A 24,060-nucleotide genomic window follows, 5' to 3' on the forward strand; every position below is an offset into this window, starting at 1 on the left:
TTATTTTTAATAATAATTATGAGCAATAAGAAGCAAAATTCATATAAAGAAAAGAGAAAAAAATCTAGTGAATTTGAAAGTAGAGAAGATTATTTGAAGCATGAATTGCTGATAATGAAGTTTAAAAGATGGAGGGTTCATCTGCCATTTAGAGATTTTCATATAGAATTTGAAGATTTAGTTCCTGCGTTAGCAGCTACCATAGGAAAAGTAGTAATGGTAACAGCAATGGTTGCCGCTTTTTCAGCTCAGTTTGGGCTTTCTCCTGAGTTTATTGCAGAAAACGTACGCTATGAACTATTAATTGCAGGCGGTATTTTTGTAATAATATTTTCAGCAATTTTAAATCCGAGAGCAAACTTAGCAGGCACGCATGGACCTATGATTCCGTTAATACCTATTATAGCAGCAGCAGGAGGGCATCCGTTAGCATTAGGTATTTTAATTGGAGTTTTTGGGCTTATTTTAAGTATTACAAAAGGAGGTTCTAAATTAATGACTTTAACAGGCGTAGGAGTAAGAGGTGGTTTGCTTATCTATTTAGGTGCAGTAGGGCTTATAAGCCAGATTTCTAAGTTCGAAACTTGGGCAACCAATGCTAGTGCTAGTACTGTTTCTTTTGTGGTAATTGGCTTAACTATAATTATATATGCATATTTAGCTAGAATTAAAAAAAGGTGGTTAGCTATACCTTTATGCTCTGCAATTGCTGGTATCGTTTCTTATGCAATGGGAGTTAGTTTTGAGTTTACTACAGAACCGGGCTTACCACATATGAATCCGTTTTGGTGGTGGGGAGAAAATACGGGTTGGCAATTAGGGTGGCCTGATTTTGGGCATTTTATTGCGGTAATTCCGTTTGCCATTTTAGCAGTAGCAATGTGGTCTCCAGATTATTTAGGGCATCGCGTTTTTCAAGAATTAAATTATCCTAAAAAAGCCAAAGATGTTTTAATGGATGTTGATGATACAATGACTGTTTCTTCAATCCGTCAAGTAATAGGTTCTTTTCTAGGCGGTGGAAATATAGCATCTTCTTGGGGTACTTATATGATTCCTGCAGCTATTGCAAAACGCCCTATTCCTGGTGGTGCAGTACTTACAGCTATCTTATGTGTTTTGGCTTCTGTTTTTGGATATCCTATGGATTTGGCTATGTGGGAACCTGTTTTAAGAGTTGCTTTAATTGTTGGGGTATTTTTACCATTGCTTGAAGCAGGAATGCAAATGGTAAAAAAGCAAAATGATTCTTTAAGTGCCGGAACTTGTATTTTTGGTTGTGCATTTGTAAACCCTGTTTTTGGTTGGGCTTTAACAATGTTATTAGACAACTTAGGTTTAATTGGTGATCGTGAAAGAGCAAAGGAGTTATCTTTAAAGGAGAAATTAATTATACCAGGAGCAATGTTTATTGTATGTGTGGTTTCTTTAGCCTTGGTAGGACAATTACCTGGAATACCTGGAATTTTCTAATATTTTTTACTTCTTTTTTGAAAATAAAAAAACCGTACCGAAAGTAAATTATTTCGGTACGGAATAAACAGTATAAAAAAAAGAGTCTTTATTTCTTTATAAACTTTTTTAAATATATCTGACGTCCATTCATTACTCTAATAACATACTGTCCTGTTTTTAGCCCTTGTAATGAAATCTTATTGTTGATTAAACGTCCTTTTTTAACGACTTTGTTGTTCATATTCATTATAGAATATAATACTAATCCATTTGCGTTTTTTAACTTAATGTTAAGTGTGTTACCTGTAACTGGGTTAGGAAATATTACCAATCCATCATTTACACTTGGAGGAGTTTTTGTAGATGTAGGTACAATATTTATATTATAATCTTCTGTTTCTCCGTACAGGTAGTGCCCACAAGGTGTTGGAACGCCATTGTACATCATTACAACTCGCATTCTAGTATTGCCATTTAAAGCACTGCTAGGTACTGTAAATTTTGCTGTTACTGAGTTTTCTCTAGATGGGTTTTTGGTTAACACTTTTTCACCATCATCTTCAAAATCTCCATCTTGGTTATAATCAATCCATACTCCATAACCTTCTTTAAATTGTGAGTTAACCCATTTAGGAGTAATGGTAATTGTGTTTGATACCTCTTTTGTAAGATTTGTTGACTGTTTGGTAAAGTTAGAATAACCATTATTTGCAGTGCTTTTGTTATCTATTGAGCCTAGCTGTACACGCTGTATATATTCATCTTTTACGCTGTTTCCTTTAGAAGTACAATAAGTATTATTTTTTGTAAGCGTTTTAATTGTAATTCCTTTGCTTGCCGTTTTATTGCCAGCAGCATCTACTGCTTTTACTAAATAAGAGTATTCTGTGTCTGGTTTTAAGCCTGAAATATTATAGGTTGTACCTTTAACTTTACCCACAATTACTTCGAAGATGCCTTTACGATAAACATATACTTCGTAATCTTTAACCCCTAGGTTATCTTTAGATGCTGCCCAGTTTAAAGTAAATTTAGTTTGTGCAATATTAGAGGCTGTTAAATTAGTAGGTGCTGTTGGTGCCTGGGTGTCTGGTGGCATATTAAAACTATAACTAAAAGAAATGGTTTGATTTTCTTTATCTAATTTAATATTGTAAATATTTAGTTTATCATCTTTATACTCTTGTCCGTCTAAAAAACTTAAAACAAACTTGCTATTGTCTTTGTGTCTTCTAACAAGATTTTGTGAACCATCGTCAGAGACTATAAAAAGTCCTTTGTTATTTAGCTTTGCTATTTCATTATTTATTTTACTAGGAGCCCAAGAAGAAAAGTCGTAATTCTGTTCTAAATTTAAGACAAAATAAGGATCGTCTTTACCCAAAAAATAGATATAATACTTTAAGTTTGAATTTGGGTCTTTTAATTTTAGTACTTTCTTTTTTTCTTTTAAACTATTTAGAGGTAGCAACGTTACATTTGCAGTTGATTTCTTATCAATAGTTTGCATAATATTGTTATTGAGCCATTTAAATTGGTCTCTTATTGCTGGATTAAGGTTTATTGATAAAGATCCTAATCCCATAACATCTGTAAAATTTCCATATTCTTTACTTTTGCCATTAAGATCTAGTAAATTGGCATGTCTTCTAAAGCCAATAGCGTGAAACAATTCATGAATAACTGTAGCTTTGGTAGAACCAATAAGTGTTTCTTTTTTCATATAGTTTAGGTTTGAAATAAAACTATCTGTTGGAACACCGGTAAAAATAAAAACGGGTTTAGAGTATGTTACTCCATTACGTTTTGTTGTAACATAAAATTGAACACCAGTAGATCTATATTTTTGCTTTCTATTTGTGAGAAGATAAATCATTATAATATCGTTAGACTTTAAGTCTTTTGTAGATATTTTCTTAAAAATATCTTCACCTAATTTACTAATATCTATTTCTTTTGGTTTTCCGTTTGGAGCTGGATATTTGTCTAATATAATTAAATTGGGGTTGAATGAAGATTTTATGCTAAATTTATTATTACTGACTCTTTTTAAATAATCTACATAGTCTGAATTTCCGAACATTATATTATTAAATTCTTTTAAATACTTAGTTTCTAATTGAGAATTACTAATTGTAGCACTTTCGCCAGCTCTATCTTTATAGATTTTAATTTTTGAATTTGTAACTACATAGGTTCTAATACTTTTTTGTTGTTGTTGCGCAAAGCTTACCAAACTGGTAAGTAAGAGCATTAATAATGTAATTTTTTTCATTTTGTTGTTGCTGTTTTTAAAGATTAATTTTATTGTTTTATAATTAAATAACAAGTAACTTATTAGATACCCTAAAAAAAATTATTGATAAAAGTGTTTTTAAAATTAATTGACAGCTTTGAAAACGTATAGCTTTGGTTCTTTTTTTAACAAGTATTTGCTTTATTACTTTTAAGAGATGCTTAAGCACAGAATTATTACTCTTTTTTTATTTATTGACTTTGTATAGGGTATCTATGACTTAACTATGGCTTATCTATGAAGTATCTATGGAGTATCTACTTTTGATTTAATATGTTGTGTGGAGCAATTTCTATTTAAATCTACAGCAAAATAGCGCAAATGTTTATGTTTTCCTCATATGATAAATTAAGGCTTCTATTTACCGAAGAGTTAAATGAACATTAAATCATAATTTGTTAAAACCTGAAGAACTTGATGATTTGTATTACAGTTAACAATAATGAGTTTTCTCAAAGAAGGAATTCGAAAATCCGAAAGAGGTGATTAACAAGTATTTTTATTCTTTAATCCTTTAGCCAGTATGACTTTGCTAGTAGTTCATTCTTTCTAATTTTTCTCATAGCAATTTTATTTCAAATATGAGATGACGCCTCTTGGCAGTAATTTTGATTGCGATGTATTTGTCGATGTTTAAATTGAGTACTATTATTTCTTAGTTTATAGAGTTCATATAATATCTAGAAATATGATGGACTTACTATATTTGATTGGACAGTAAGTTTAAATCTTTAAAAGTAGCATGGATTTATAAACATAAATATCAGTATAAATCACAAGCTGAATTATCAATCTTTAGTTGGATAGAAACTTGGTATAACAAAAAGAGAAGACATTCTGCTTTAGGAATGAAATCTATTCATCAATTTGAATTAGAAATGTATAATAATGAGCTAGCCGCATAGTCTCTTAACTAATTGTCCACTTTATTATTGCAAGTCCAATAATAAAAAAGGAGGTTTTTTGTAGGGTAATCACACTTTTACCTGTTAGTTATATGAAGGTGTAATCATTTTGTTTATTCCTCTAGGGTTTATATAAGTAAAAGTAAAAGAGAAAATAAAACTTAATTAAACATTCATCTTTTTTATATTAATTAAATTTTTTAAAAATGAAAAAACAGAAATTCAACATTGTAGAGTTAGAAGAAAGATTAGAGTTTTGTACATGCCCATCCGGATACAAGCCAGACTCAAGATTACCCAATACTACTGATTTAGGAAATGGGCGCGAAATGACAGTGTGTATAGACAGCTGGAACCGTGCAGCAGCCAATTTTAAGTATGTTTATTGTAACAAATAGCAGTTCAAGGATATTTGTTTAGAAAAAATAAGAATATTTGTTTTTTAACAAAATTAATTTAAGAAAGAGTAAGAGCATTTTTTTTAAAATTTAAATGTTAGAAACTTATATAAAAATTAACAAGTATCCTTTATAAAAAACTGGTATTAAAACAGAAAGCCCCTTTTTTTACTGTTTTTTATCTTTTAATACCAGTTAATTTAAGAATAATTAATAAAAAATAAAGTAGTTTAACTACTTTGTTTTTTAAGTTAAATTATTGAAATAAATAATGAAGTTAAGATATAATTCTAACTCAAAGATAGAGAAATACAAAAACAAAAATAATCATTATCTAATTGAATTATCAGAGTTTAATAACCAATTAATTGTAAACCAATCTGTGTATGATTTATTAAGTATCATTACTAATAATTCTGAAATTACCATTAATAATCTTTGTGAAGAATATATTAATGAGTATGATGATGAGACTACAATAAATGAAATTGAAAGTATTCTACAACCTTTACTTAAAGCAGGTATTGTTTTATCTGAAGGTGTTGTTGTAAAAAAAAATAAAAGTAGATACCTTAAAATTAGGATTCCATTAATTTCTAAAAAAATAGTTAATTTGGTTGGAGAAAAATTAACTTTTTTGTATTCCAAACAATTTTACGCACTTTGTTTACTTAGCATTCCTTTTGTTTTATATATGTTTTTTGTATCAATAAAACAAATGTTAGCAGTAACTTCATTAGATTTAGAATCTGGTACCTTATTTCTTTTATTACTGTATTTAAGTGTTGTTTTTCACGAGTTTGGTCATGCTACAGCACTTATAAAAAATAAACTATCATCCGGAGAAATAGGATTTGGTTTATACTTGTTTATAATGCCTGTTTTCTATACGAATTTAACCAATGCATGGAAATTAAAATCTAACCAACGTATTATGGTTGATCTCGGAGGAATCTACTTTCAATATATTTATATGGTTATAATATTAATTTTTTCTTGGTTTTTTTACCCCCAATTAATATTATTACCTAGTGCTATTCTTATAACGGCTCTTTATCAACTTAATCCCTTTATTCGATTGGATGGTTATTGGTTAGTTTCTGATTTTTTTAAAATAGACAATTTAATGACTGCTTCTGGAGATGTATTAAAGCAGTATTTACTTAAGTTTTTTAATAAGTCTATTAATAATACAACTACAAGGAGTGATTTTTTTTTATTGCTGTATGCTATTTTAAATAGAACTTATGTTGTTTTTATCTATGGGGCAATTATATTAATCTTTCCTGGTTTGTTTGATAACCTTCAAAAAAAAATAACCAAATTATTAGAAATTAAGAGTTTGTTTTCTATCAATTTTCTTTTAGAACTAATTCCTATAGCACTCCCTATGGGTATTATATTTGGTATAAGTTACTTATTTATCACAAATTTTACATTTATAAAAAAAATATATAATGAAGCATCTAATAAAGAATAATTTTTCGCTTAAGAGTTTTTTTTTCTCTTTTTTAAGAATCTTACTACCCTTGATTATACTACAATCCATTCATTTTAAAATCTTTGATTTCAATTTTAGACTTCATTTTATTAATTTTAAAACAGGCATTATTATAGAATGTTATACTATATTTATGGCAGTAAGAGCTATAAACGCCTTACTTATTATTTCAAACCATAAACTTAAAAGAAGCTACTCACATTTTATAATATTATTACTCATAGAATTCACTTTTTTTATTATTGCATATTTAATGGGTTATTCTTACAGTATATATTCAGATGTAGGTTACCTAACACCTATTTTCGGGTCAGAATTTATAGGGTTACTAATTTTGCATTTAATTATAATTGGAACAGCAATATATTTATGGAAAAATATTAAACAAAATAAGTATATGAATTTTATTGTAAAAAGTTCTTTTTATCTTATTATTCCGTTAGTTTTTTGGTTTGTCTTTAGAGTTTCTTTTAGTTATATCAATGAAAATAATTGTATTAATCTTTTAAAACATAAAGAATTTGTTATAAATAAAACAACAGAAGATGAAAATAAATTACTAGGGCAAGAAATTTCATCTTTACCTTTTTTTGATGAATATAAATTTTCCCCTTCAAAAAAGTATATTGTTTATGTAATGGATTTTACATGCGAATCATGTATGAAAGGAATTGAAAATATTAAAAAGTATAAAGAAGAAAAAAGTATTGAAGATGTTATTATTTTTGATGCTTCCTCTCCAGAAAATCGAGAACCTTTACTAATTGCTTTCGGATTAAAAGATAAATTTTTAGTAAAAAATATTTCATATGATATTTTAGAATACATAGTTACAGTTCCTGCAATGTTAATTGTTGATGATTTAAAAATTAAAAAAATATTTTTAAATGACATTCCTTCTGTTTATGAAACAAGAGATTATTTAAAGTAATCTAAAAATTTAAAAATGATACCCATTAAAACTACACCTTATTCAGTAAAAGAAATAACTCCTATTATAGAAAGTAATATTGAAGCTATTAAAAGTTATATTGCTCATAAAAATTGGAGTGAAAAAGTTAAAGAATATCTTTCTAGTGATGAATTTATACATCAAAATTCAAGCATATATACATCTTATCCAATGTTATATAACGAAGCTTTTGAAGTAGATGATCAAGATTTATTAACAAAGTTGTGTATTGCTGGTTTTTTTTACTTTAATGCTGTAAACACTATAGATGACGTTTTGGATTCAAAAACACCAGACAATGTATTCTCTTCTTATTTTATTTCTAATTTATTGGTAGAAGAGACCATTAAACTACTTTCTTCTATATTTTCAATAGATTCTAATTTTTGGAATTTATGGAATGATAGGAAAGAGGAGTTCTCCATGGCTTTTAAGATGAATAGCGATAAAGATAAGCTTATAAAATCGATAGATGATTATGAAAGATATGCTGATTGTAAATCTTGCTATGGAAAAGCTGCGATTGATGCGTTATATTCCTTATCTAAATTACAAGACAAAGAAACAATTTATAAAGCACTATTAAAATCTCACGAACATTATTCTATAGCATTCCAAACTTTAGATGATTTAAAAGATCTTAGTGAAGATTTAGAAAACAAACAATTTAATATTTTGTATTTTTCTATTGATAATATTTACAACCTAAACGAAAATGAAATAGATATAAATGAAATAAAAGCGAGTTTGTATAAAAACGGAGACATAAATAAACATCTTGTTTTTGGCGCATCTCATACCATTAAAGCCTTAAGTTTTGTTAAACATATTCCTTTTATTTCTAAATATTGGAGACATATTATACAATTTTTGCATAATAGTATTATTAATAAACAACTAAATGCATTTGGCTATGTAAAGAAGTTTGAAATAGAGAGTAGATTAGAAGGTAAAAAGGTAGATGGATTAAATAGTACCAATATAGATTCTATTTTATGTAATGGTGCAGAATTTATTTTTAGAGAGCAGGAATTAAATGGCAGTTGGGTTGATTACTTTACAAAAGCAGGAGTTAGTGATGTTTGGACTACCTCCTTTATACTATGTAATCTCCCTAAAAACCTTTCAAAAAATTACAAGAATAAAATTGATTTAGCTGTAAGCTTTTTGAAATCTATAGGTAATAAAGAAAGTTGGGGATATAATTCGCAATGGATACCAGATACAGATTCTACATCATTTGGAATGCTAGCTCTGTTAAATTTGAATATAGATATTCCTGTTTATATATATAACAAATGGTTATCTTTTCAAAATGAAGATGGAGGATTTGGTACTTATAATGATCCTTTAGCATTAGAGGTGTCAATATCTGCTTATAATTTTGATATAAGTGGTTGGACTCAATCTCATCCTTGTGTAAGTGCTACTGCCTATTACTTGTTAGCTAAATTAGATTGTGACCAAGTAGTTTTTGAAAAGTTAAGAAAGTATCTTTTGCAGATGCTTAAGCAAGAAAAAGTTTATGCTTATTGGTGGACTGATAGTATTTATGTCTTCTACTATTTAGTCAAAGGATCCCTAATCAACAAAGATGATGAAATCCTTAATTATTCTATTTTACATTTAAAAAAGAATTATTTAGAGAGTGATCTTTCAAAAGAGTTTCAAAAAAATTATTTTTATTTAGCACTTTTATTAGAAACAATTTGTATTTGTCCTCACATATATATAAATTATTCAAAACTTGCCTCTAATTTATATTTTTTGTTGTTAAAAGGACAAAGAGTTGATGGTTCATGGAGTGGTAATTACTCTTTGAGAATCCCTTCCCCTCCAATATTAAATCCAGAAACTGAAAATATAGACTGGATAAGAAGTAATGATAGTACAAATGCCCATTATAAAGATTTTCATGGGCTTTTTACAACAACAACTTGTATAAATGCTATTTCAAAATATAAAAAGATATAGAAAAATCGATAAAAATATAGTAAGTCCAGTTTATAGTGGACTATAGAGTTGGACGTAACGCAGTGGAGTCAACTTTGTAGTACACAAACACTTTCTTGCTACTTAACTACTTAAAATTACCTTCTAGAAATACTATCTGCCATAATTAGTGCATTATAAGCATTTAAAACTTTACCAGATTTAGATAATTTGTTAAAGGGAGTCATTTTATTTTTATTTTCATTGGTCGGTGTATTTACTTCTATAATATATTCTATACCTGAATCCATTAAAATATGTTTCATTTGAGTGGACTTACTATATTTGATTGGACAGTAAGAAGATAGATTCTAGGTTAAAGTTTTAACTTTGAAAAAAGACAAGAAAACACAGAAATTACACAGTAGAGTTTAAACAAAAAGCTATAGAATTAAGTGATTTTAGAGGTAATGTTTCTTAAGTATGTAAAGAATTAGATATTTCTACATCGGTTTTACACCGTTGGCGATAAGAATCAAAAAACGTATGGGAAGAATAGTTTTCTAGGATATGGTAAGCCAAAACAAACAGATGAACAGCGAGAGATTGCTGCATTGAAGAAAGAGTTACGAGATAAAACAATAGACGTGATATCTTAAAAAAGGCAATCAGCATCTTTTTCTAGAGCGATAGGAAAAGCATAAATTTATAAAACAGCATAAGTTGAAAATTTTCAGTTGAGAAGATCTGTAAAGTATTAAAAGTAAGTAAAAGTGATTATTATAATTGGTTAAAACAAGAACCATCAAAACAATGATTAGATAATCAAAAAATAACGGCACTTATAAAGGTTATTTTTGAAGATAGTTTCCAGAGTTATGGAGCTCCAAGAGTCCAAGTAGAATTAGAAGATGTTTATAACGAATATGTGCTAGACCTAAAGTAGCTAGAGTTATGCAATCTAATTACTTATATGCAAGAAGGGACACGTAAATTTAAAGTCACTACAGATTCTAATCATAAATATCCAGTAACTGAATCTTTCTTTAAATCTTTAAAAGTAGTATGGATTTATAAACATAAATATCAGTATAAATCACAAGCTGAATTATCAATCTTTAGTTGGATAGAAACTTGGTATAACAAAAAGAGAAGACATTCTGCTTTAGGAATGAAATCTATTCATCAATTTGAATTAGAAATGTATAATAATGAGCTAGCCGCATAGTCTCTTAACTAATTGTCCACTTTTTTATTGCAAGTCCATATTTCAGGTTTTCTTAATAATAAACTTTAAGAATTGATTTTTGAGGTTTGCAATAATTGCAAATTATTTATTAATCGGGTTTCTTTATTTGCTGACAAACAGCTAAAAACATTATTACATATGGCAAGTATGAGCGCTATTAAATGTGAAAATCAGATACAACAATATTACTTGAGGAAAGTAGAGCAAGGAAAAAACAAAATGAGTGTTTAAATGCTGTGAGAAATTAAACCTTACATATTATTTGTGCACTTATTAAAAATCAAACTTTTTATCAAAATCGTTTGGAAATATCATAGAAATCACGTTATTTAATCATTTTAAATTTAATAAATATTGAATTAGAACATTTGTCATTCTCATAAAAACAGGAATCCATAACAAATGATTTCAATGGCTCCTTCCTACAGCAATAACAGCGTTACTTCTGTCTTTTCATCAATTCAGTTTCAATATCTTTTAAGGCAAAACCTTTTGCTTGTAGTAACATTAAATAATGGAATAATAAATCTGCAGATTCATATAAAAACAATTCATCATTAGTATCCATAGCTTCAATAACGGTTTCTACAGCCTCCTCTCCTACTTTTTGAGCTACTTTATTAATTCCTTTTGCAAACAGACTAGCTACATACGATTTTTTAGTGTCTTTATTGGCAACTCTCTCTGCAATTACCTTTTCTAAAGTTGAAAAGAAACCATAATTAGAATTGTTTTCTTCACCCCAACAAGTATCTGAACCTTTATGACACGTTGGTCCGTTAGGATTTACTTGAATCAATAAAGTATCATTATCACAATCTAATTTAATGTCTACTAAATTTAAAGTATTTCCACTTTCTTCACCTTTAGTCCAAAGACGATTTTTAGTTCTACTAAAAAAGGTTACTAATTTTGTTTCTTGCGTTTTAACAAAAGCTTCTTCATTCATATAGCCCAACATTAACACATTTTTAGTGGTGACATCTTGAATAATTGCTGGTACTAAAGCCCCTTTTAATTTCCCCAAAGGGGAAAAAAGCAGGTTTATATCAGATTTATTTATCATTATTTATATCTTTTAGAGTGAAACCTTTATTTATCATAAAAATGAAAAAAAGATTTTTTATTTACTATTTTTTATTTTATGTGTCATTTCGAAATGAGCTTTTTTAAGCGATTGAGAAATCTAAAAATTAGATTCCTCCTCATTCTTTGTTCGGAATGACATTGCGTTTTATAATCGTACAGGAATATTATTGTTTTTTAATTCTTGTTTTAACTCTAAAATAGGAATTTCTCCAAAGTGAAAAACACTCGCTGCCAAAGCTGCGTCCGCTTTTCCTTTTGTAAATGTATCAACAAAATGTTGTACAGTTCCTGCGCCACCAGAAGCAATTATAGGTATATTTAATAATTCTGATAAATGTGCCAAAGCTTCATTAGCAAAACCTTTTTTGGTTCCATCATTATTCATTGAAGTAAATAAAATTTCACCTGCTCCACGCTTTTCTGCTTCTTTTGCCCAATCAAATAAATTCAATTTTGTAGGAATGGTTCCTCCTGCCAAATGCACAATCCATTCGCCATCAACTTGTTTTGCATCAATAGCAACTACCACACATTGACTTCCAAATTTTTCTGCCAATTCATTTACCAACTCTGGTCTTTTAATTGCTGATGAATTAATAGAAACCTTATCTGCGCCCCACTTAAGCAATTCATTTACATTTTCTACGGATGAAATCCCTCCACCAACTGTAAATGGTATATTTACCTGTTCTGCTACTTGATGAACCATTTCTATCATTGTTTTTCTACCTTCTAAAGTGGCAGAGATATCTAAAAAAACCAGTTCGTCTGCACCTAATTCTGCATATTGTTTTGCTAAAACTACAGGATCTCCTGCATCAATTAAATTAACGAAATTAACACCTTTTACAGTTCTTCCGTTTTTAATATCTAAACAAGGTATGATTCTTTTTGTGAGCATTTTTTATTACTTTTGGCTTTTGGCTTATCGCTTTTAGCAAATTGCTAAGAGCAAAAAACCAAAGGCTATTTATTCAAAATAAATTTTTCTAACTCTTTTAAGCTTATTTTATTCTCATAAATTGCTTTTCCTATAATAACACCTTCGCAACCATTTTCTGCTAATTTAGGAAGTTCATCAAAAGTAGAAATTCCTCCAGAAGCAATTAGTTTTAGAGATTCCTCACTTTGTTCGGAATGACATTGTGATAAAATGGCTTTATACATATCAAAACTTGGACCTTGTAACATACCATCTTTAGAAATATCTGTACAAATTACATACTGAATTCCTTTTTGTTGATACTCTTTTATAAACGGAATCAATTCTAAACTACTTTCTTCTTGCCAACCATTTGTTGCTATTTTTCCACCTGAATTATCTGGATAAAAATCTGCTCCTAAAATAATTTTCTCTGAGCCATATGTTGAAATCCAACTTTCAAAAATAGTTGGATTTTTAACAGCAATACTTCCGCCAGTAATTTGATTTGCTCCAGAATTAAAAGCAATTTCTAAATCTTTATCCGATTTTAAACCACCACCAAAATCAATTTTTAAATTGGTTTTTAACGCTATTTGTTCTAAAATTTTATAGTTGATAATCTGACTCGCTTTTGCACCATCTAAATCTACAACGTGTAAATGTTCAATTCCTGAAGCTTCAAATTCTTTAGCAACTTCTAACGGGTTTTCATTATAAATCTTTTTTGTGTTGTAATCGCCTTTTGTTAAGCGCACACATTTTCCGTCAATAATATCTATGGCTGGTATAATTCTCAAAATAGTTTTTAGTTTTAGTGGTTAATTTTTTAGTTCTAAGAAATTCTTCAAAATTTGTTCGCCAGCGTTTGATGACTTCTCTGGATGAAACTGTACTCCATAAAAATTGTCTTTTTGTAAGGCTGATGCATATTCAATTTCGTAATCTGTTTTGGCAATCATTTCATCACATTTTTCAGCATAAAAACTATGCACCAAATACATAAACTCTTTTTCTTTTATATCTTTAAATAAATCTGACTTTAAATCTGTAATTACATTCCATCCCATTTGCGGAACTTTAACAGATTTCGAAAATCGTTTTACATCCACATTAAAAATACCCAACCCTTTTGTGTTTCCTTCTTCGGATGATTTACACATAAGTTGCATACCTAAACAAATACCTAAAACAGGTTGTTTTAAAGTAGGAATTAATTTATCCAGGCCACTTTCTTGCAGCATTTTCATTGCAGAACTTGCCTCACCAACTCCAGGAAAAATTACTTTATCAGCCGTTTTTATTTCATCAATATTGTTTGATAAAACAGCATCAAATCCTAGTCTTTTAAAAGCAAATTGAATACTTTTTATATTTCCTGCTCCGTAATCTATAATTATGATTTTCATAATTAGTTTTTAATTTTTAGTGTTTAGTTTTAAGTATAAACTACTCAAAACTAAAAAATGAACAACTCAACACTTTTAAAGCATTCCTTTTGTTGAGGGTAAAAACATCTTATTTGCATCTCTTTTTACTGCCATTTTCATTGCTTTTGCAAAAGCTTTAAAGATTCCTTCTATTTTGTGGTGTTCATTAACGCCTTCTGCTTTAATATTTAAATTACATTTTGCCCCATCAGTAAATGATTTAAACAAATGAAAAAACATTTCTGTTGGCATATCACCAATTTTTTCTCTCTTGAATTCTGCATCCCATTCTAACCAATTTCTACCGCCAAAATCAACGGTAACTTGTGCTAAACAATCATCCATTGGCAAACAAAAGCCATATCTTTCTATCCCTAATTTATTACCCAAAGCTTTGTTGAATAACTCACCAAAAGCAATCATTGTATCTTCTATGGTATGATGTTCATCAACCTCTAAATCTCCATCAACTTTTATGGTTAAATCCATAGCTCCATGACGCCCAATTTGATCTAACATATGATCGAAAAACGATAATCCTGTAGAAATATCATTTTTACCAGAACCGTCTAAATTTAGTTTGATGTAAATCTTGGTTTCATTAGTGTTTCTGGTGATTTCAGCAACTCTATCTTCTAACTTTAAAAACTCATAAATTTTTTGCCAATCTGTACTTGTTAAAGCAATGCAATCTAAAATTTCTTGTTTAGAAGTTTTTATTTCATCTGCTCCCAATTCTGGGTCTTCAGATAAGAAAATTCCTTTAGAACCTAGATTTTTGGCTAGTTCCATATCTGTAATTCTATCACCTAAAACAAAAGAATTTTCTAAATCATAATCATCAGAAAAGTACTTCGTTAACAAACCTGTTCTTGGTTTACGGGTTTCAGCATTTTCGTGCGGAAAGGTTTTATCGATACAAATTTCAGAAAAAATGATTCCTTCTTTTTTAAAGGCATTTATAATTTTATTTTGTGCTGGCCAAAAAGTTTCTTCAGGAAAAGAAGCAGTTCCTAAACCATCTTGATTAGTTACCATTACCAATTCATAATCTAATTCTGAGGTAATTTTTGCCATATACTGGAAAACTTTTGGATAAAACTCTAATTTTTCTAAACTATCTAACTGATAATCAATTGGTGGTTCTAAAACTAAAGTTCCGTCTCTGTCTATAAATAATACTTTTTTACTCATAATTTTATTTTTAGACCTCACAGGTTTTCAAAACCTGTGAGGTCTTTACACTTTATTATTGTATCGCCTTTAGAGCACGAATTAATTTTTGATTTTCTTCACAAATACCTACACTAATTCTCAAACAATTTTCGCACAAAGGTAGTGTGGTTCTATTTCTTACAACAACTCCATATTCAATTAGTTGATTGTAACGTTTTGTTGCGTCATCAACTTTTAATAAAAGAAAATTACCATCTGATGGATATACTTTTTCTATATAATCTACACAACATTCCAACTCTTTTTTTAAGCGTTTTCTTTCGCTAATGAGTTGCGCAATTTCATTCTGTACTTCATCTAATTTTTGAAGTCTTAAAACTGCTCTTTGCTGCGTTAATTCGTTAACATTATAGGGTGGCTTTATATTGTTTAATACTTGTATAATTTCTGTTGATGCATAACAAATTCCTAAACGAATTCCGGCTAAACCATAAGCTTTAGATAAAGTTTGTGTGATAATTAAATTAGGATATTCTTCTATTTTTTCTAACCAACTTTTTTGTTCTGAAAAATCTATATAAGCTTCATCAATAACTACTAAACCCTTAAATCTAATTAAAAGCTCTTTAACAGATTCTTCTGTAAAACTATTTCCTGTTGGATTATTGGGAGAACATAAAAACAAAATTTTACTATTGCTATTTGCAGCTTCTAAAATCTGTCTTGTTTTTGGTTGAAAATCATTAGTTAGTAAAATTTTTTTATTTTCTATGGCATTTACACCCGCCAAAACGTTATACATACCATAAGTTGGTGGTAACGTAATTATGTTGTCTTGATTTGGTTCGCAAAAAACCCTAAAAATTAAATCTAAAATTTCATCACTTCCATTACCTAAAAGAATGTTTTTTTTATCAATATTTTTTAATTTAGATAACAAATCTTTAACATTGTTTTGTTGTGGATCTGGATAACGATTTACACCATTTTCAAAAGGATTTTCATTAGCATCTAAAAAAATGATTTCTTCTGATGATGCGTTTTTAAATTCATCTCTTGCAGAAGAATAAGGTTTAAGAGATTTTATGTTTTCTCTTACAATGTTATTGATGTTAAAGTTTGTTTTCATACTTTAATGACTCTAAAAAAGGAGTATTTGTTACATTATTATTACAAATCTTTTAAACGAATAGAAACTGCATTTTTATGTGCTTGCAAACCTTCTGCTTCTGCCATTAACTCAATTGCATTTCCTATTGTTTTTATACCTTCTTTGGTTATTTTTTGAAATGTAATACTTTTAGTAAAACTATCTAAATTTACACCAGAATACGCTTTAGAAAAACCGTTTGTTGGTAATGTATGGTTTGTTCCTGAGGCATAATCTCCAGCACTTTCTGGGGTGTAATTACCTATAAAAACAGAGCCAGCATTTTCGATGTTATCAATATAAAAATCGTTATTATTTGTACAAATTATAAAATGTTCTGGTCCGTATTTATTAATGAGTTCTAAAGCTATTTCATCGTTTTCTACTAAAATAGATTTTGAGTTTTCAATTGCTTTTTCAGCAATCTCTTTACGTGGTAAATCTGCTAATTGTTTTTCAATTTCTTTCTCAACTTTATTAATCAATTCTTTTGATGTAGATACTAAAATTACTTGGCTATCAGCTCCATGTTCTGCTTGACTTAACAAATCTGAAGCTACATAATTTGCATTTGCAGCATCATCTGCAACTACTAATAATTCACTTGGGCCTGCAGGCATATCAATAGCAACTCCATATTTAGTTGCTAATTGTTTTGCAACAGTTACAAACTGATTTCCTGGTCCAAATATTTTATAAACTTGAGGAATTATAGCTGTACCAAAAGTTAATCCTGCAATGGCTTGAATTCCGCCAACTTTTATGATTTTTGTAACACCACATAAATTGGCAGCATATAAAATTGCTGGATGAATTTTGCCTTCTTTATTTGGTGGAGAACACAATACAATTTCTTTACAACCTGCAATTTGTGCAGGAATAGCTAACATTAAAACCGTAGAAAACAAAGGTGCTGTACCTCCAGGAATATACAAACCTACTTTTTGAATAGGTCTTTTTTCTTGCCAACAAGAAACCCCTTTTGCAGTTTCTACAAATACTTTATCAGTTTTCTGAGCTTTATGAAACTTTGTAATATTTTCTTTTGCAAAAGAAATTACTTGTTTTAATTCTTTTGAAACGAGTGCTATTGCTTCTTGTATTTCATCATTAGAAACACTATTTTTTTCTAAAGAAATTCCATCAAAAATACTTGTATATTTAAGTACAGCCTTATCTCCATTTTTTTGAATATCATCAAAAATTTGATTTACTGTTTTCTCAATATCATCAACAGTTTTTGTTGGTCTTTCTAAAATTTTAGACCAGTTTTTTTTATTTGGATTGATAATTGTTTTCATTTTTTATTATTCAAAAATTTAAAGATTAAAATATTAAATAGACAGCGTTTTTTTAAATCTTTTTAATTTTTCAATCTTTGAATAGATTAAAGCACCATTTTTTCTATAGGACAAACTAAAATACCTTCTGCCCCAATTGCTTTTAACTCATCAATAATTTCCCAAAATTGATTTTTACTAATTACTGTATGAACAGAACTCCAACCTTTTTCTGCCAAAGGTAAAACTGTAGGACTTCTCATTCCTGGTAACAATTCTAAAATTGCATCTAATTTTTCATTTGGTGCATTTAATAAAACGTATTTTGAATTTCTTCCTTTTAAGACTGATTGAATTCTAAACTGAATTTTCTCTAAAATGACTTTTCTTTCTAAATCGATTTTTGGTGAAACTGCCAAAACAGCTTCCGATTTTAATAATATTTCTATTTCTTTTAATCCGTTTTTAAACAAGGTACTCCCACTAGAAACAATATCACAAATTCCATCTGCCAAACCAATGTTTGGCGCAATTTCTACAGAACCATTAATTTTATGTAATTGCGCATCAATATTTTGTTCTCTTAAAAACTTTTTAACCGTTTCTGGATACGAAGTAGCTATTCTTTTTCCACTTAAATCTTTTAAAGAATTTGCTTCTGAATCCTTAGGAACAGCAATAGAAACCTTGCATTTAGAAAAACCTAAACGTTCTACAAACTCAATATCATTTCCTTTTTCAATTAAAACATTCTCGCCAATAATAGCAGCATCTACCACTCCATCTCTTAAATACTGAGGAATATCGCCATTTCTTAAATAAAAGACTTCTACTGGAAAGTTTCTTGCAGCAGCTTTTAGTTGATCTTTTCCGTTATCAATAGAAATACCAATGTCTTTTAAGACTTTCATTGAATCTTCATTTAATCTGCCTGATTTTTGTACTGCAATTCTTAAATTACTCATTTTTATTTTGTTTGTGCTTGAGCAAATGTGGTTTAATAAAAAACCCGTTTGATTTGCTCAAACGGGTTTATAAATATTTTGATATTATTCAATACATTTTTAAATCGCTTGATTGCAATTGTAAAAATGACGATGATGACGATTTTGAATAAAGTTCATTTCTTTTTTTATATCAACAAATATTTCTAATTTATTTTTAATTAACCTAACAATCTACTAAAAAAATTATGCTTTTGTGTAATTTTTATCAATTTCTTATTATTTGTTATAAATTTTAAGAATGTCAAATTTTATTGATAAAGATTTAGATAGATTACTTTAGAAATAGATTGATTATTTAATCGAAAAGAATTCCTCTAAGCTCTGTCTCAGAGTTTCCGTTGAAATTTTCATTCCCGTGAAAACAGGAATCTAAATACGAATTTTGGTTTTTGACCTTTTTTCAGGTCAAAGCTTGTACTCAACTTGATTGAGTATGAAACCAGCGAAATACTTCTATGGCTTTGCCTCGATGATAGTTGGTTTCAAAAAAATCTTTATTTCTCAGTTATAAAGTTTTATACTAATTAACGTAAATAACGTGATTTCGATATAATTTTAGAACAAGATTAGTTGTTTGGTATCAACATTTTTTTTTAAGAGAAGGTTTTTTATCTTTAAAGTTTTAGGTACAACATCAAAGGCAATAAAATCTTTTCTTGACGTGCATTAAATCGCTCATAACCAATCAAATCAGAAAACAAATCTGTGAGATGGATACAAACATATTGAAACTTTTAAAGTTGATAAACTCTCCAAAGTGAAAAAGTAAATAGATACTCATCATTTCTGAATCAGATAATTTCCCTTTACGTTATATTAGCATTTAAAAATGATGTATATTCAAATCCACGTAAGCAAAACCTTACAACTTTTCTTTCTTTAACAATTCAGGAAATTTCTTTTTAAATCTATTTAATCTTGGTATAGAAACAGCTTTTACATAGCTATGATTTGGATTTCTTTTCTCAAAATCTTGATGATAAGCTTCTGCTTTATAAAATTTTTTAAGTTTTATAACTTCAGTAGCAATCTTACCATTATAAATTTCTTTGTTCAGTTTTTCTATAGCTTTATTTATAAGTTTCTTTTCCTTATCATTCGTATAAAAAGCAATAGATCTGTATTGAGAACCATAATCTGGGTGTTGCCCATTTACAGTGGTAGGATTATGAGAACCAAAAAATACAGTTACTAAAGTTTCAAAACTCACTTTTTTAGAATTATAATACACAGCAACAGTTTCTGCATGACCTGTTCTTCCTGTTCCTATTTTATTATAAGTGGGGTTTAAAGTATGTCCGCCAGCATAACCAGAAACAACTTCTTCTACTCCTTCTACACTTTCAAAAATAGCTTCTACACACCAAAAACAGCCACTTGCAAAATAGGCTACTTTTGTGTTTTTAGTGGGTGTGTAAGGTGTTTTTTGCTTGCTTTCCTTATTATTAGAAAAACCAAAACAAGAAATTAATAAAAACAGAAAACTAACATTTAAAACAGATTTTAAAACTTTCATTTATAAATAATTAGAATAATTAAAAGAAAATTGTACAAAGAATAATTTGACCAATTCTTTGCACAATTTTCAGAACTTTTAATATGAAAATGTGAATTTTCATTGTTATTATAGTCGTATCTAATTCATACTATTTACAACTTGTTTACAACTTTAGCATTTTGTTAAGAAAGCCTCTTGTAAAAAAAGATACAGATACTTACTTTTGTAAACTAACTGAATCTGATTAATGGAGCATTTTATAGTTTCTGCGCGTAAATATCGCCCTCAAAACTTTGAGGATGTTGTGGGTCAACAAGCCATCACAAATACTTTAGAGAACGCTATAAAGAATAATCATTTAGCACAAGCCTTATTATTTACAGGTCCACGTGGGGTTGGTAAAACTTCTTGTGCTAGAATTTTAGCTAAAAAAATAAATCAACAAAGTATAGAAATTTCTGAGGATGAAGATTTTGCATTTAACATTTTTGAACTAGATGCAGCTTCTAACAATTCTGTAGATGATATTAGAAGTTTAACAGACCAAGTTCGTATTCCGCCACAAACAGGAAAATATAAAGTATATATTATAGATGAGGTTCATATGTTGTCTCAAGCTGCGTTTAATGCTTTTTTAAAGACTTTAGAAGAACCGCCTGCACACGCAATTTTTATTTTAGCAACTACAGAAAAACACAAGATAATTCCTACTATTTTATCTAGATGTCAAATATTTGATTTTAAAAGAATTAGTGTTCTCGATGCAAAAAACTACTTAAAAATTATTTGTGAAAAAGAAAACATAACTTCTGATGATGACGCACTACATATTATTGCCCAAAAAGCAGATGGCGCGATGCGCGATGCTTTGTCTATTTTTGATAGAGTTGTTAGTTTTTCTGGCAACAATTTAACAAGAGAAGCTGTTGCAGAAAACTTAAATGTATTAGACTACGAAACGTATTTTAATATGACAGATTTATTGTTAACAAATAAAATTCCTGAGGTTTTAAATGCTTTCAATGTTATTTTAGGAAAAGGATTTGAAGGACATCATTTTATAAACGGACTGGCAAGTCATTTTAGAGATTTATTAGTTGCCAAAGATAAAGCTACTTTAGATTTATTAGAAGTTGGCGATAATGCAAAAAAGAAATATTTAACACAAGCTACCAAAGCAAGCATTCCTTTTTTAATGCAAGCTATAAATAAAGCCAATGATTGCGATTTAAACTACAGAACCAGTAAAAATCAACGATTGCTGGTAGAATTATGTTTAATGCAAATTGCCTCTATCACTTTTGATGGAGAAAAAAAAAAGTCAGCTAACTACATAATTCCTGCTACTTTTTTTCAAGCACTTTCTCCTACAGTAAAAGAGATAGAAAAGCCTATTCTAAAGAAGACAGAAATTCATCAACCTAATAAAGTTGAAGAAACAAAACCTAAGCTTACAAAGCCTATTTTAAAATCTGTAGAAAAAAGGGCATCATCTTTGTCTTTAAAAAGTATTTATAAGAAAAAAGAGGTCAAAGAAACGGATATTAAAGAAAGTTTTGAAAATCATCCAAAAGATATTTTTACGGAACAACAGCTACAACAATTCTGGAAAGAATATGTGAGTTTATTAAATAAAAAAGGTGAAAGAAGTATGGCTTCTATTGTAGGTACAGACCTACCAAAACTAGAAGAAAACTTTAAGATTTTGTTTACAGTTCCTAATAAATTAATGCAAGATCAATTTAAAAAAGGAAGACCTAAATTATTAAAGTTTTTACGTGAAAAACTTAATAATTACGGAATTGATATTCTTGTAATTCTAAATGAAACTGTTGAGAGAAAGTTTGCTTATACTCCTCTAGAAAAATTTAATAAGCTAAAAGAGAAAAATCCTCTATTAGAAAAACTGAGGCAAACTTTTGAGCTAGATTTGTAATTTTCTAAACGTTCTTTCCTAAATAAATTAAGGTACAGTTATCATTTGGACCATATATTTTTTCAAATTCTGGAATTAAGAATAATTTCTCTCCTTTTTTAACAAATAAAGGTACAGATTTTAATTCGTTAAATACTTTAGAAAGCATTGTTTTGTATTCTTCTTCTGATGTAATTTCTAATTCATAAATTTTAGGATTATCTCTAAAAGCTTCACTTAAATTTAAATAATCGTCTTTGGGTGTAAAAAAGGTGTTTTTTAGAGCTTCACTCCCATTTCTTATTTCTTCTGAGGTTGCTAATCTATATGCACCATGCTCTCCAAAAGATTCAGAAAAACTACTAATTGCATATTTGTTTACAGCATCACTACCCGTCATTGCAATTAAATAACCAACATCATTCAACTCAATATTATCAGATAAATCTTCATTATAAATATCTATTCTAAAAGCTTCTAAATCCATTTTTAAAGCTTCTTTAATATAATCGCTATTGGCATCTATTAAAATGACTCTTTTCCCATTTTTCTTTAAAAATTCTGCGATTAATCTTGCAGGACTAGAAGCTCCCACAATTAAAATTGAATGAGAAGTTTTTAGAAAAACACCTACCATTTTTGCAAATAATCTTGCCGTTGTTGCATTAAATAAAACGGTTCCTAGAACAATCATAAATACCAAAGGTGTAATATATTCAGCACCTTCTATGCCTTGTTTTATTAATTTACTTCCAAATAAAGAAGCAATACCTGCAGCAACAATTCCTCTTGGGCCTACCCAACTAATAAATAATTTTTCATTGAATTTTAATTTTGATTTTCTTGTACTTGCAAAAACTGCTAAAGGTCTAATGATAAATACAACAATTGCAAATAGCGCTGCTGTTTTCCATGTATATAACAACATTAAGTCTTCTATATTTATGTTGGCAGATAATAAAATAAAAAGAATAGAAATTAATAAAACACTTAAAGATTCTTTAAAATACAGGAGTTCTTTTAAGTTGCTTAATTTTCCGTTTCCTAAAACCATACCCATAACAACAACTGCCAATAAACCAGATTCGTGTGCAAAAATTTCTGACTCTACAAATACCAATAAAACTGTAGAAAGGGAAACCACATTTAATAAATAATGTGGTATTAGTTTTTTGTTAATAGCATATGCCAATGCGTGTGCAAATGTAAATCCGAAAGTGGTACCAAAAAGTAAAATTTTACCAAACTCCATTAGAGCGGTTTTGGTAAATCCTCCCCCACCACCAACACTTATAAATTCGAAAACCAATACTGCAACCAAAGCTCCTATTGGATCTATTAGAATTCCTTCCCATTTTAAAACGGTAGAAATATCTTTTTTAAGTGGAATATTTCTTAAAATAGGAGTTATAACTGTTGGACCTGTTACAATAATTAATCCTGAAAAAAGAAAAGAAAGCTCCCATCCTAAATTAAAAATATAATGTGCAACAATACCAGCTCCAAAAAAAGTAATTGCAGAACCCAAGGTGATTAATTTGGTAATAACAGGACCAACATTTTTTATTTCACTTCTTTTTAAAGTCAAACCTCCTTCAAATAATACGATGCTAATTGCCAGCGAAACAAAATAATACAATCCTTCACCAGGAAAAAGTCCTTTTTTACCATTCCAAATGGGTTCTATCCATTTAGCGCCATCTTCACTAAAAAACTCTGCAGCTATTGGTCCAACAAATAAACCAATTAAAATTAAAGGCAAAATTGCCGGAATTTTAAATTTCCAAGCAAACCATTGTGCTAATATTCCTAAAATGATAATTCCTGCTAATTCTAACATAATTAAGTTTCGATTTAAAAAGTAAATTTAAGGATGTTTATACGTCATAAAAAAAAATTATTGTT

Annotated in this window: 17 protein-coding genes and 3 pseudogenes; 7 read left to right on the forward strand and 13 right to left on the reverse strand. The window is 28.8% G+C overall.

Going from position 1 to position 24,060, the window contains the following annotated elements; translation table 11 throughout:
- Positions 1 to 18: 18 nt before the first annotated feature.
- Complete coding sequence (locus ACY2RX_RS01260; RefSeq protein ID WP_490102141.1) at positions 19 to 1,473, forward strand: DUF3360 family protein; 1,455 nt, start codon at positions 19 to 21, stop codon at positions 1,471 to 1,473.
- A gap of 88 nt (positions 1,474 to 1,561) precedes the next feature.
- On the opposite strand, the gene ACY2RX_RS01265 is transcribed toward ACY2RX_RS01260, so the two are convergent.
- Positions 1,562 to 3,730, reverse strand: coding sequence for a GEVED domain-containing protein (locus tag ACY2RX_RS01265; RefSeq protein WP_490102142.1), 2,169 nt, complete (start codon positions 3,728 to 3,730; stop codon positions 1,562 to 1,564).
- Positions 3,731 to 4,464: 734 nt separating this feature from the next.
- On the opposite strand from ACY2RX_RS01265, the pseudogene ACY2RX_RS01270 reads away from it, so the two are divergent.
- The 4 genes and pseudogenes from ACY2RX_RS01270 to ACY2RX_RS01285 form a co-directional block, all read left to right on the forward strand.
- A pseudogene (locus tag ACY2RX_RS01270) lies at positions 4,465 to 4,656 on the forward strand (integrase core domain-containing protein); the annotation flags it as partial.
- Between the two features lie 669 nt (positions 4,657 to 5,325).
- Entirely contained in the window at positions 5,326 to 6,534 is a 1,209-nt protein-coding gene (locus ACY2RX_RS01275) for a site-2 protease family protein (RefSeq protein ID WP_490102143.1), read from the forward strand.
- Between the two features lie 154 nt (positions 6,535 to 6,688).
- Positions 6,689 to 7,486 carry a hypothetical protein gene (locus ACY2RX_RS01280; protein WP_490102144.1) on the forward strand — a complete coding sequence of 266 codons (798 nt, stop codon included), beginning with the start codon at positions 6,689 to 6,691 and terminating at the stop codon, positions 7,484 to 7,486.
- Positions 7,487 to 7,501: 15 nt separating this feature from the next.
- The gene (locus ACY2RX_RS01285) at positions 7,502 to 9,481 is read left to right on the forward strand and encodes a prenyltransferase/squalene oxidase repeat-containing protein (RefSeq protein WP_490102145.1); all 1,980 of its coding nucleotides are present in this window, start codon (positions 7,502 to 7,504) and stop codon (positions 9,479 to 9,481) included.
- Between the two features lie 116 nt (positions 9,482 to 9,597).
- Here the strand turns inward: ACY2RX_RS01285 and ACY2RX_RS01290 are convergent, their stop codons facing one another.
- Positions 9,598 to 9,765, reverse strand: a complete 168-nt coding sequence (locus ACY2RX_RS01290) for a hypothetical protein (protein ID WP_490102146.1) — start codon at positions 9,763 to 9,765, stop codon at positions 9,598 to 9,600.
- 77 nt (positions 9,766 to 9,842) lie between these two features.
- On the opposite strand from ACY2RX_RS01290, the pseudogene ACY2RX_RS01295 reads away from it, so the two are divergent.
- Positions 9,843 to 10,667, forward strand: a pseudogene (locus tag ACY2RX_RS01295) (IS3 family transposase); the annotation flags it as partial.
- A 460-nt stretch (positions 10,668 to 11,127) separates the two neighbouring features.
- Here the strand turns inward: ACY2RX_RS01295 and hisIE are convergent.
- From hisIE to msrA, 10 genes and pseudogenes are all read right to left on the reverse strand, one after another.
- Entirely contained in the window at positions 11,128 to 11,754 is a 627-nt protein-coding gene (hisIE, locus tag ACY2RX_RS01300) for a bifunctional phosphoribosyl-AMP cyclohydrolase/phosphoribosyl-ATP diphosphatase HisIE (RefSeq protein ID WP_490102147.1), read from the reverse strand.
- A gap of 168 nt (positions 11,755 to 11,922) precedes the next feature.
- Positions 11,923 to 12,678, reverse strand: a complete 756-nt coding sequence (gene hisF / locus ACY2RX_RS01305) for an imidazole glycerol phosphate synthase subunit HisF (protein WP_490102148.1) — start codon at positions 12,676 to 12,678, stop codon at positions 11,923 to 11,925.
- A 65-nt stretch (positions 12,679 to 12,743) separates the two neighbouring features.
- Entirely contained in the window at positions 12,744 to 13,499 is a 756-nt protein-coding gene (gene hisA, locus ACY2RX_RS01310; protein ID WP_490102149.1) for a 1-(5-phosphoribosyl)-5-[(5-phosphoribosylamino)methylideneamino]imidazole-4-carboxamide isomerase, read from the reverse strand.
- Positions 13,500 to 13,520: 21 nt separating this feature from the next.
- Positions 13,521 to 14,108, reverse strand: coding sequence for an imidazole glycerol phosphate synthase subunit HisH (hisH, locus tag ACY2RX_RS01315; protein WP_490102150.1), 588 nt, complete (start codon positions 14,106 to 14,108; stop codon positions 13,521 to 13,523).
- A 75-nt stretch (positions 14,109 to 14,183) separates the two neighbouring features.
- Positions 14,184 to 15,323: a bifunctional histidinol-phosphatase/imidazoleglycerol-phosphate dehydratase HisB gene (gene hisB / locus ACY2RX_RS01320; RefSeq protein ID WP_490102151.1), complete on the reverse strand. Its 1,140-nt coding sequence runs from the start codon at positions 15,321 to 15,323 to the stop codon at positions 14,184 to 14,186.
- A gap of 55 nt (positions 15,324 to 15,378) precedes the next feature.
- Entirely contained in the window at positions 15,379 to 16,434 is a 1,056-nt protein-coding gene (gene hisC, locus ACY2RX_RS01325; protein WP_490102152.1) for a histidinol-phosphate transaminase, read from the reverse strand.
- A gap of 41 nt (positions 16,435 to 16,475) precedes the next feature.
- A complete protein-coding gene (gene hisD, locus ACY2RX_RS01330; protein ID WP_490102153.1) occupies positions 16,476 to 17,756 on the reverse strand; it encodes a histidinol dehydrogenase in 1,281 nt (426 codons plus the stop codon).
- Between the two features lie 86 nt (positions 17,757 to 17,842).
- Positions 17,843 to 18,700 carry an ATP phosphoribosyltransferase gene (gene hisG, locus ACY2RX_RS01335; RefSeq protein ID WP_490102154.1) on the reverse strand — a complete coding sequence of 286 codons (858 nt, stop codon included), beginning with the start codon at positions 18,698 to 18,700 and terminating at the stop codon, positions 17,843 to 17,845.
- Positions 18,701 to 19,362: 662 nt separating this feature from the next.
- Positions 19,363 to 19,553, reverse strand: a pseudogene (locus ACY2RX_RS01340) (IS982 family transposase); the annotation flags it as partial.
- Positions 19,554 to 19,604: 51 nt separating this feature from the next.
- Positions 19,605 to 20,258, reverse strand: coding sequence for a peptide-methionine (S)-S-oxide reductase MsrA (msrA, locus tag ACY2RX_RS01345; protein ID WP_490102155.1), 654 nt, complete (start codon positions 20,256 to 20,258; stop codon positions 19,605 to 19,607).
- A 229-nt stretch (positions 20,259 to 20,487) separates the two neighbouring features.
- On the opposite strand from msrA, the gene dnaX reads away from it, so the two are divergent.
- Complete coding sequence (gene dnaX, locus ACY2RX_RS01350) at positions 20,488 to 22,176, forward strand: DNA polymerase III subunit gamma/tau (RefSeq protein WP_490102156.1); 1,689 nt, start codon at positions 20,488 to 20,490, stop codon at positions 22,174 to 22,176.
- Between the two features lie 4 nt (positions 22,177 to 22,180).
- On the opposite strand, the gene ACY2RX_RS01355 is transcribed toward dnaX, so the two are convergent.
- A complete protein-coding gene (locus ACY2RX_RS01355; RefSeq protein ID WP_490102157.1) occupies positions 22,181 to 23,995 on the reverse strand; it encodes a cation:proton antiporter in 1,815 nt (604 codons plus the stop codon).
- Positions 23,996 to 24,060: the final 65 nt, after the last annotated feature.

This window comes from Polaribacter sp. 2405UD43-2 (assembly GCF_058147125.1).

Coding starts and splice junctions, on each gene's coding strand:
- ACY2RX_RS01285 (WP_490102145.1), top strand. CDS start 7,502: ATGATACCCATTAAAACTACACCTTATTCAGTAAAAGAAATAACTCCT.
- hisD (WP_490102153.1), bottom strand. CDS start 17,756: ATGAAAACAATTATCAATCCAAATAAAAAAAACTGGTCTAAAATTTTA.
- hisIE (WP_490102147.1), bottom strand. CDS start 11,754: ATGATAAATAAATCTGATATAAACCTGCTTTTTTCCCCTTTGGGGAAA.
- ACY2RX_RS01260 (WP_490102141.1), top strand. CDS start 19: ATGAGCAATAAGAAGCAAAATTCATATAAAGAAAAGAGAAAAAAATCT.
- hisH (WP_490102150.1), bottom strand. CDS start 14,108: ATGAAAATCATAATTATAGATTACGGAGCAGGAAATATAAAAAGTATT.
- ACY2RX_RS01275 (WP_490102143.1), top strand. CDS start 5,326: ATGAAGTTAAGATATAATTCTAACTCAAAGATAGAGAAATACAAAAAC.
- ACY2RX_RS01265 (WP_490102142.1), bottom strand. CDS start 3,730: ATGAAAAAAATTACATTATTAATGCTCTTACTTACCAGTTTGGTAAGC.
- hisB (WP_490102151.1), bottom strand. CDS start 15,323: ATGAGTAAAAAAGTATTATTTATAGACAGAGACGGAACTTTAGTTTTA.
- ACY2RX_RS01290 (WP_490102146.1), bottom strand. CDS start 9,765: ATGAAACATATTTTAATGGATTCAGGTATAGAATATATTATAGAAGTA.
- dnaX (WP_490102156.1), top strand. CDS start 20,488: ATGGAGCATTTTATAGTTTCTGCGCGTAAATATCGCCCTCAAAACTTT.
- hisF (WP_490102148.1), bottom strand. CDS start 12,678: ATGCTCACAAAAAGAATCATACCTTGTTTAGATATTAAAAACGGAAGA.
- ACY2RX_RS01355 (WP_490102157.1), bottom strand. CDS start 23,995: ATGTTAGAATTAGCAGGAATTATCATTTTAGGAATATTAGCACAATGG.
- hisC (WP_490102152.1), bottom strand. CDS start 16,434: ATGAAAACAAACTTTAACATCAATAACATTGTAAGAGAAAACATAAAA.
- hisG (WP_490102154.1), bottom strand. CDS start 18,700: ATGAGTAATTTAAGAATTGCAGTACAAAAATCAGGCAGATTAAATGAA.
- msrA (WP_490102155.1), bottom strand. CDS start 20,258: ATGAAAGTTTTAAAATCTGTTTTAAATGTTAGTTTTCTGTTTTTATTA.
- ACY2RX_RS01280 (WP_490102144.1), top strand. CDS start 6,689: ATGGCAGTAAGAGCTATAAACGCCTTACTTATTATTTCAAACCATAAA.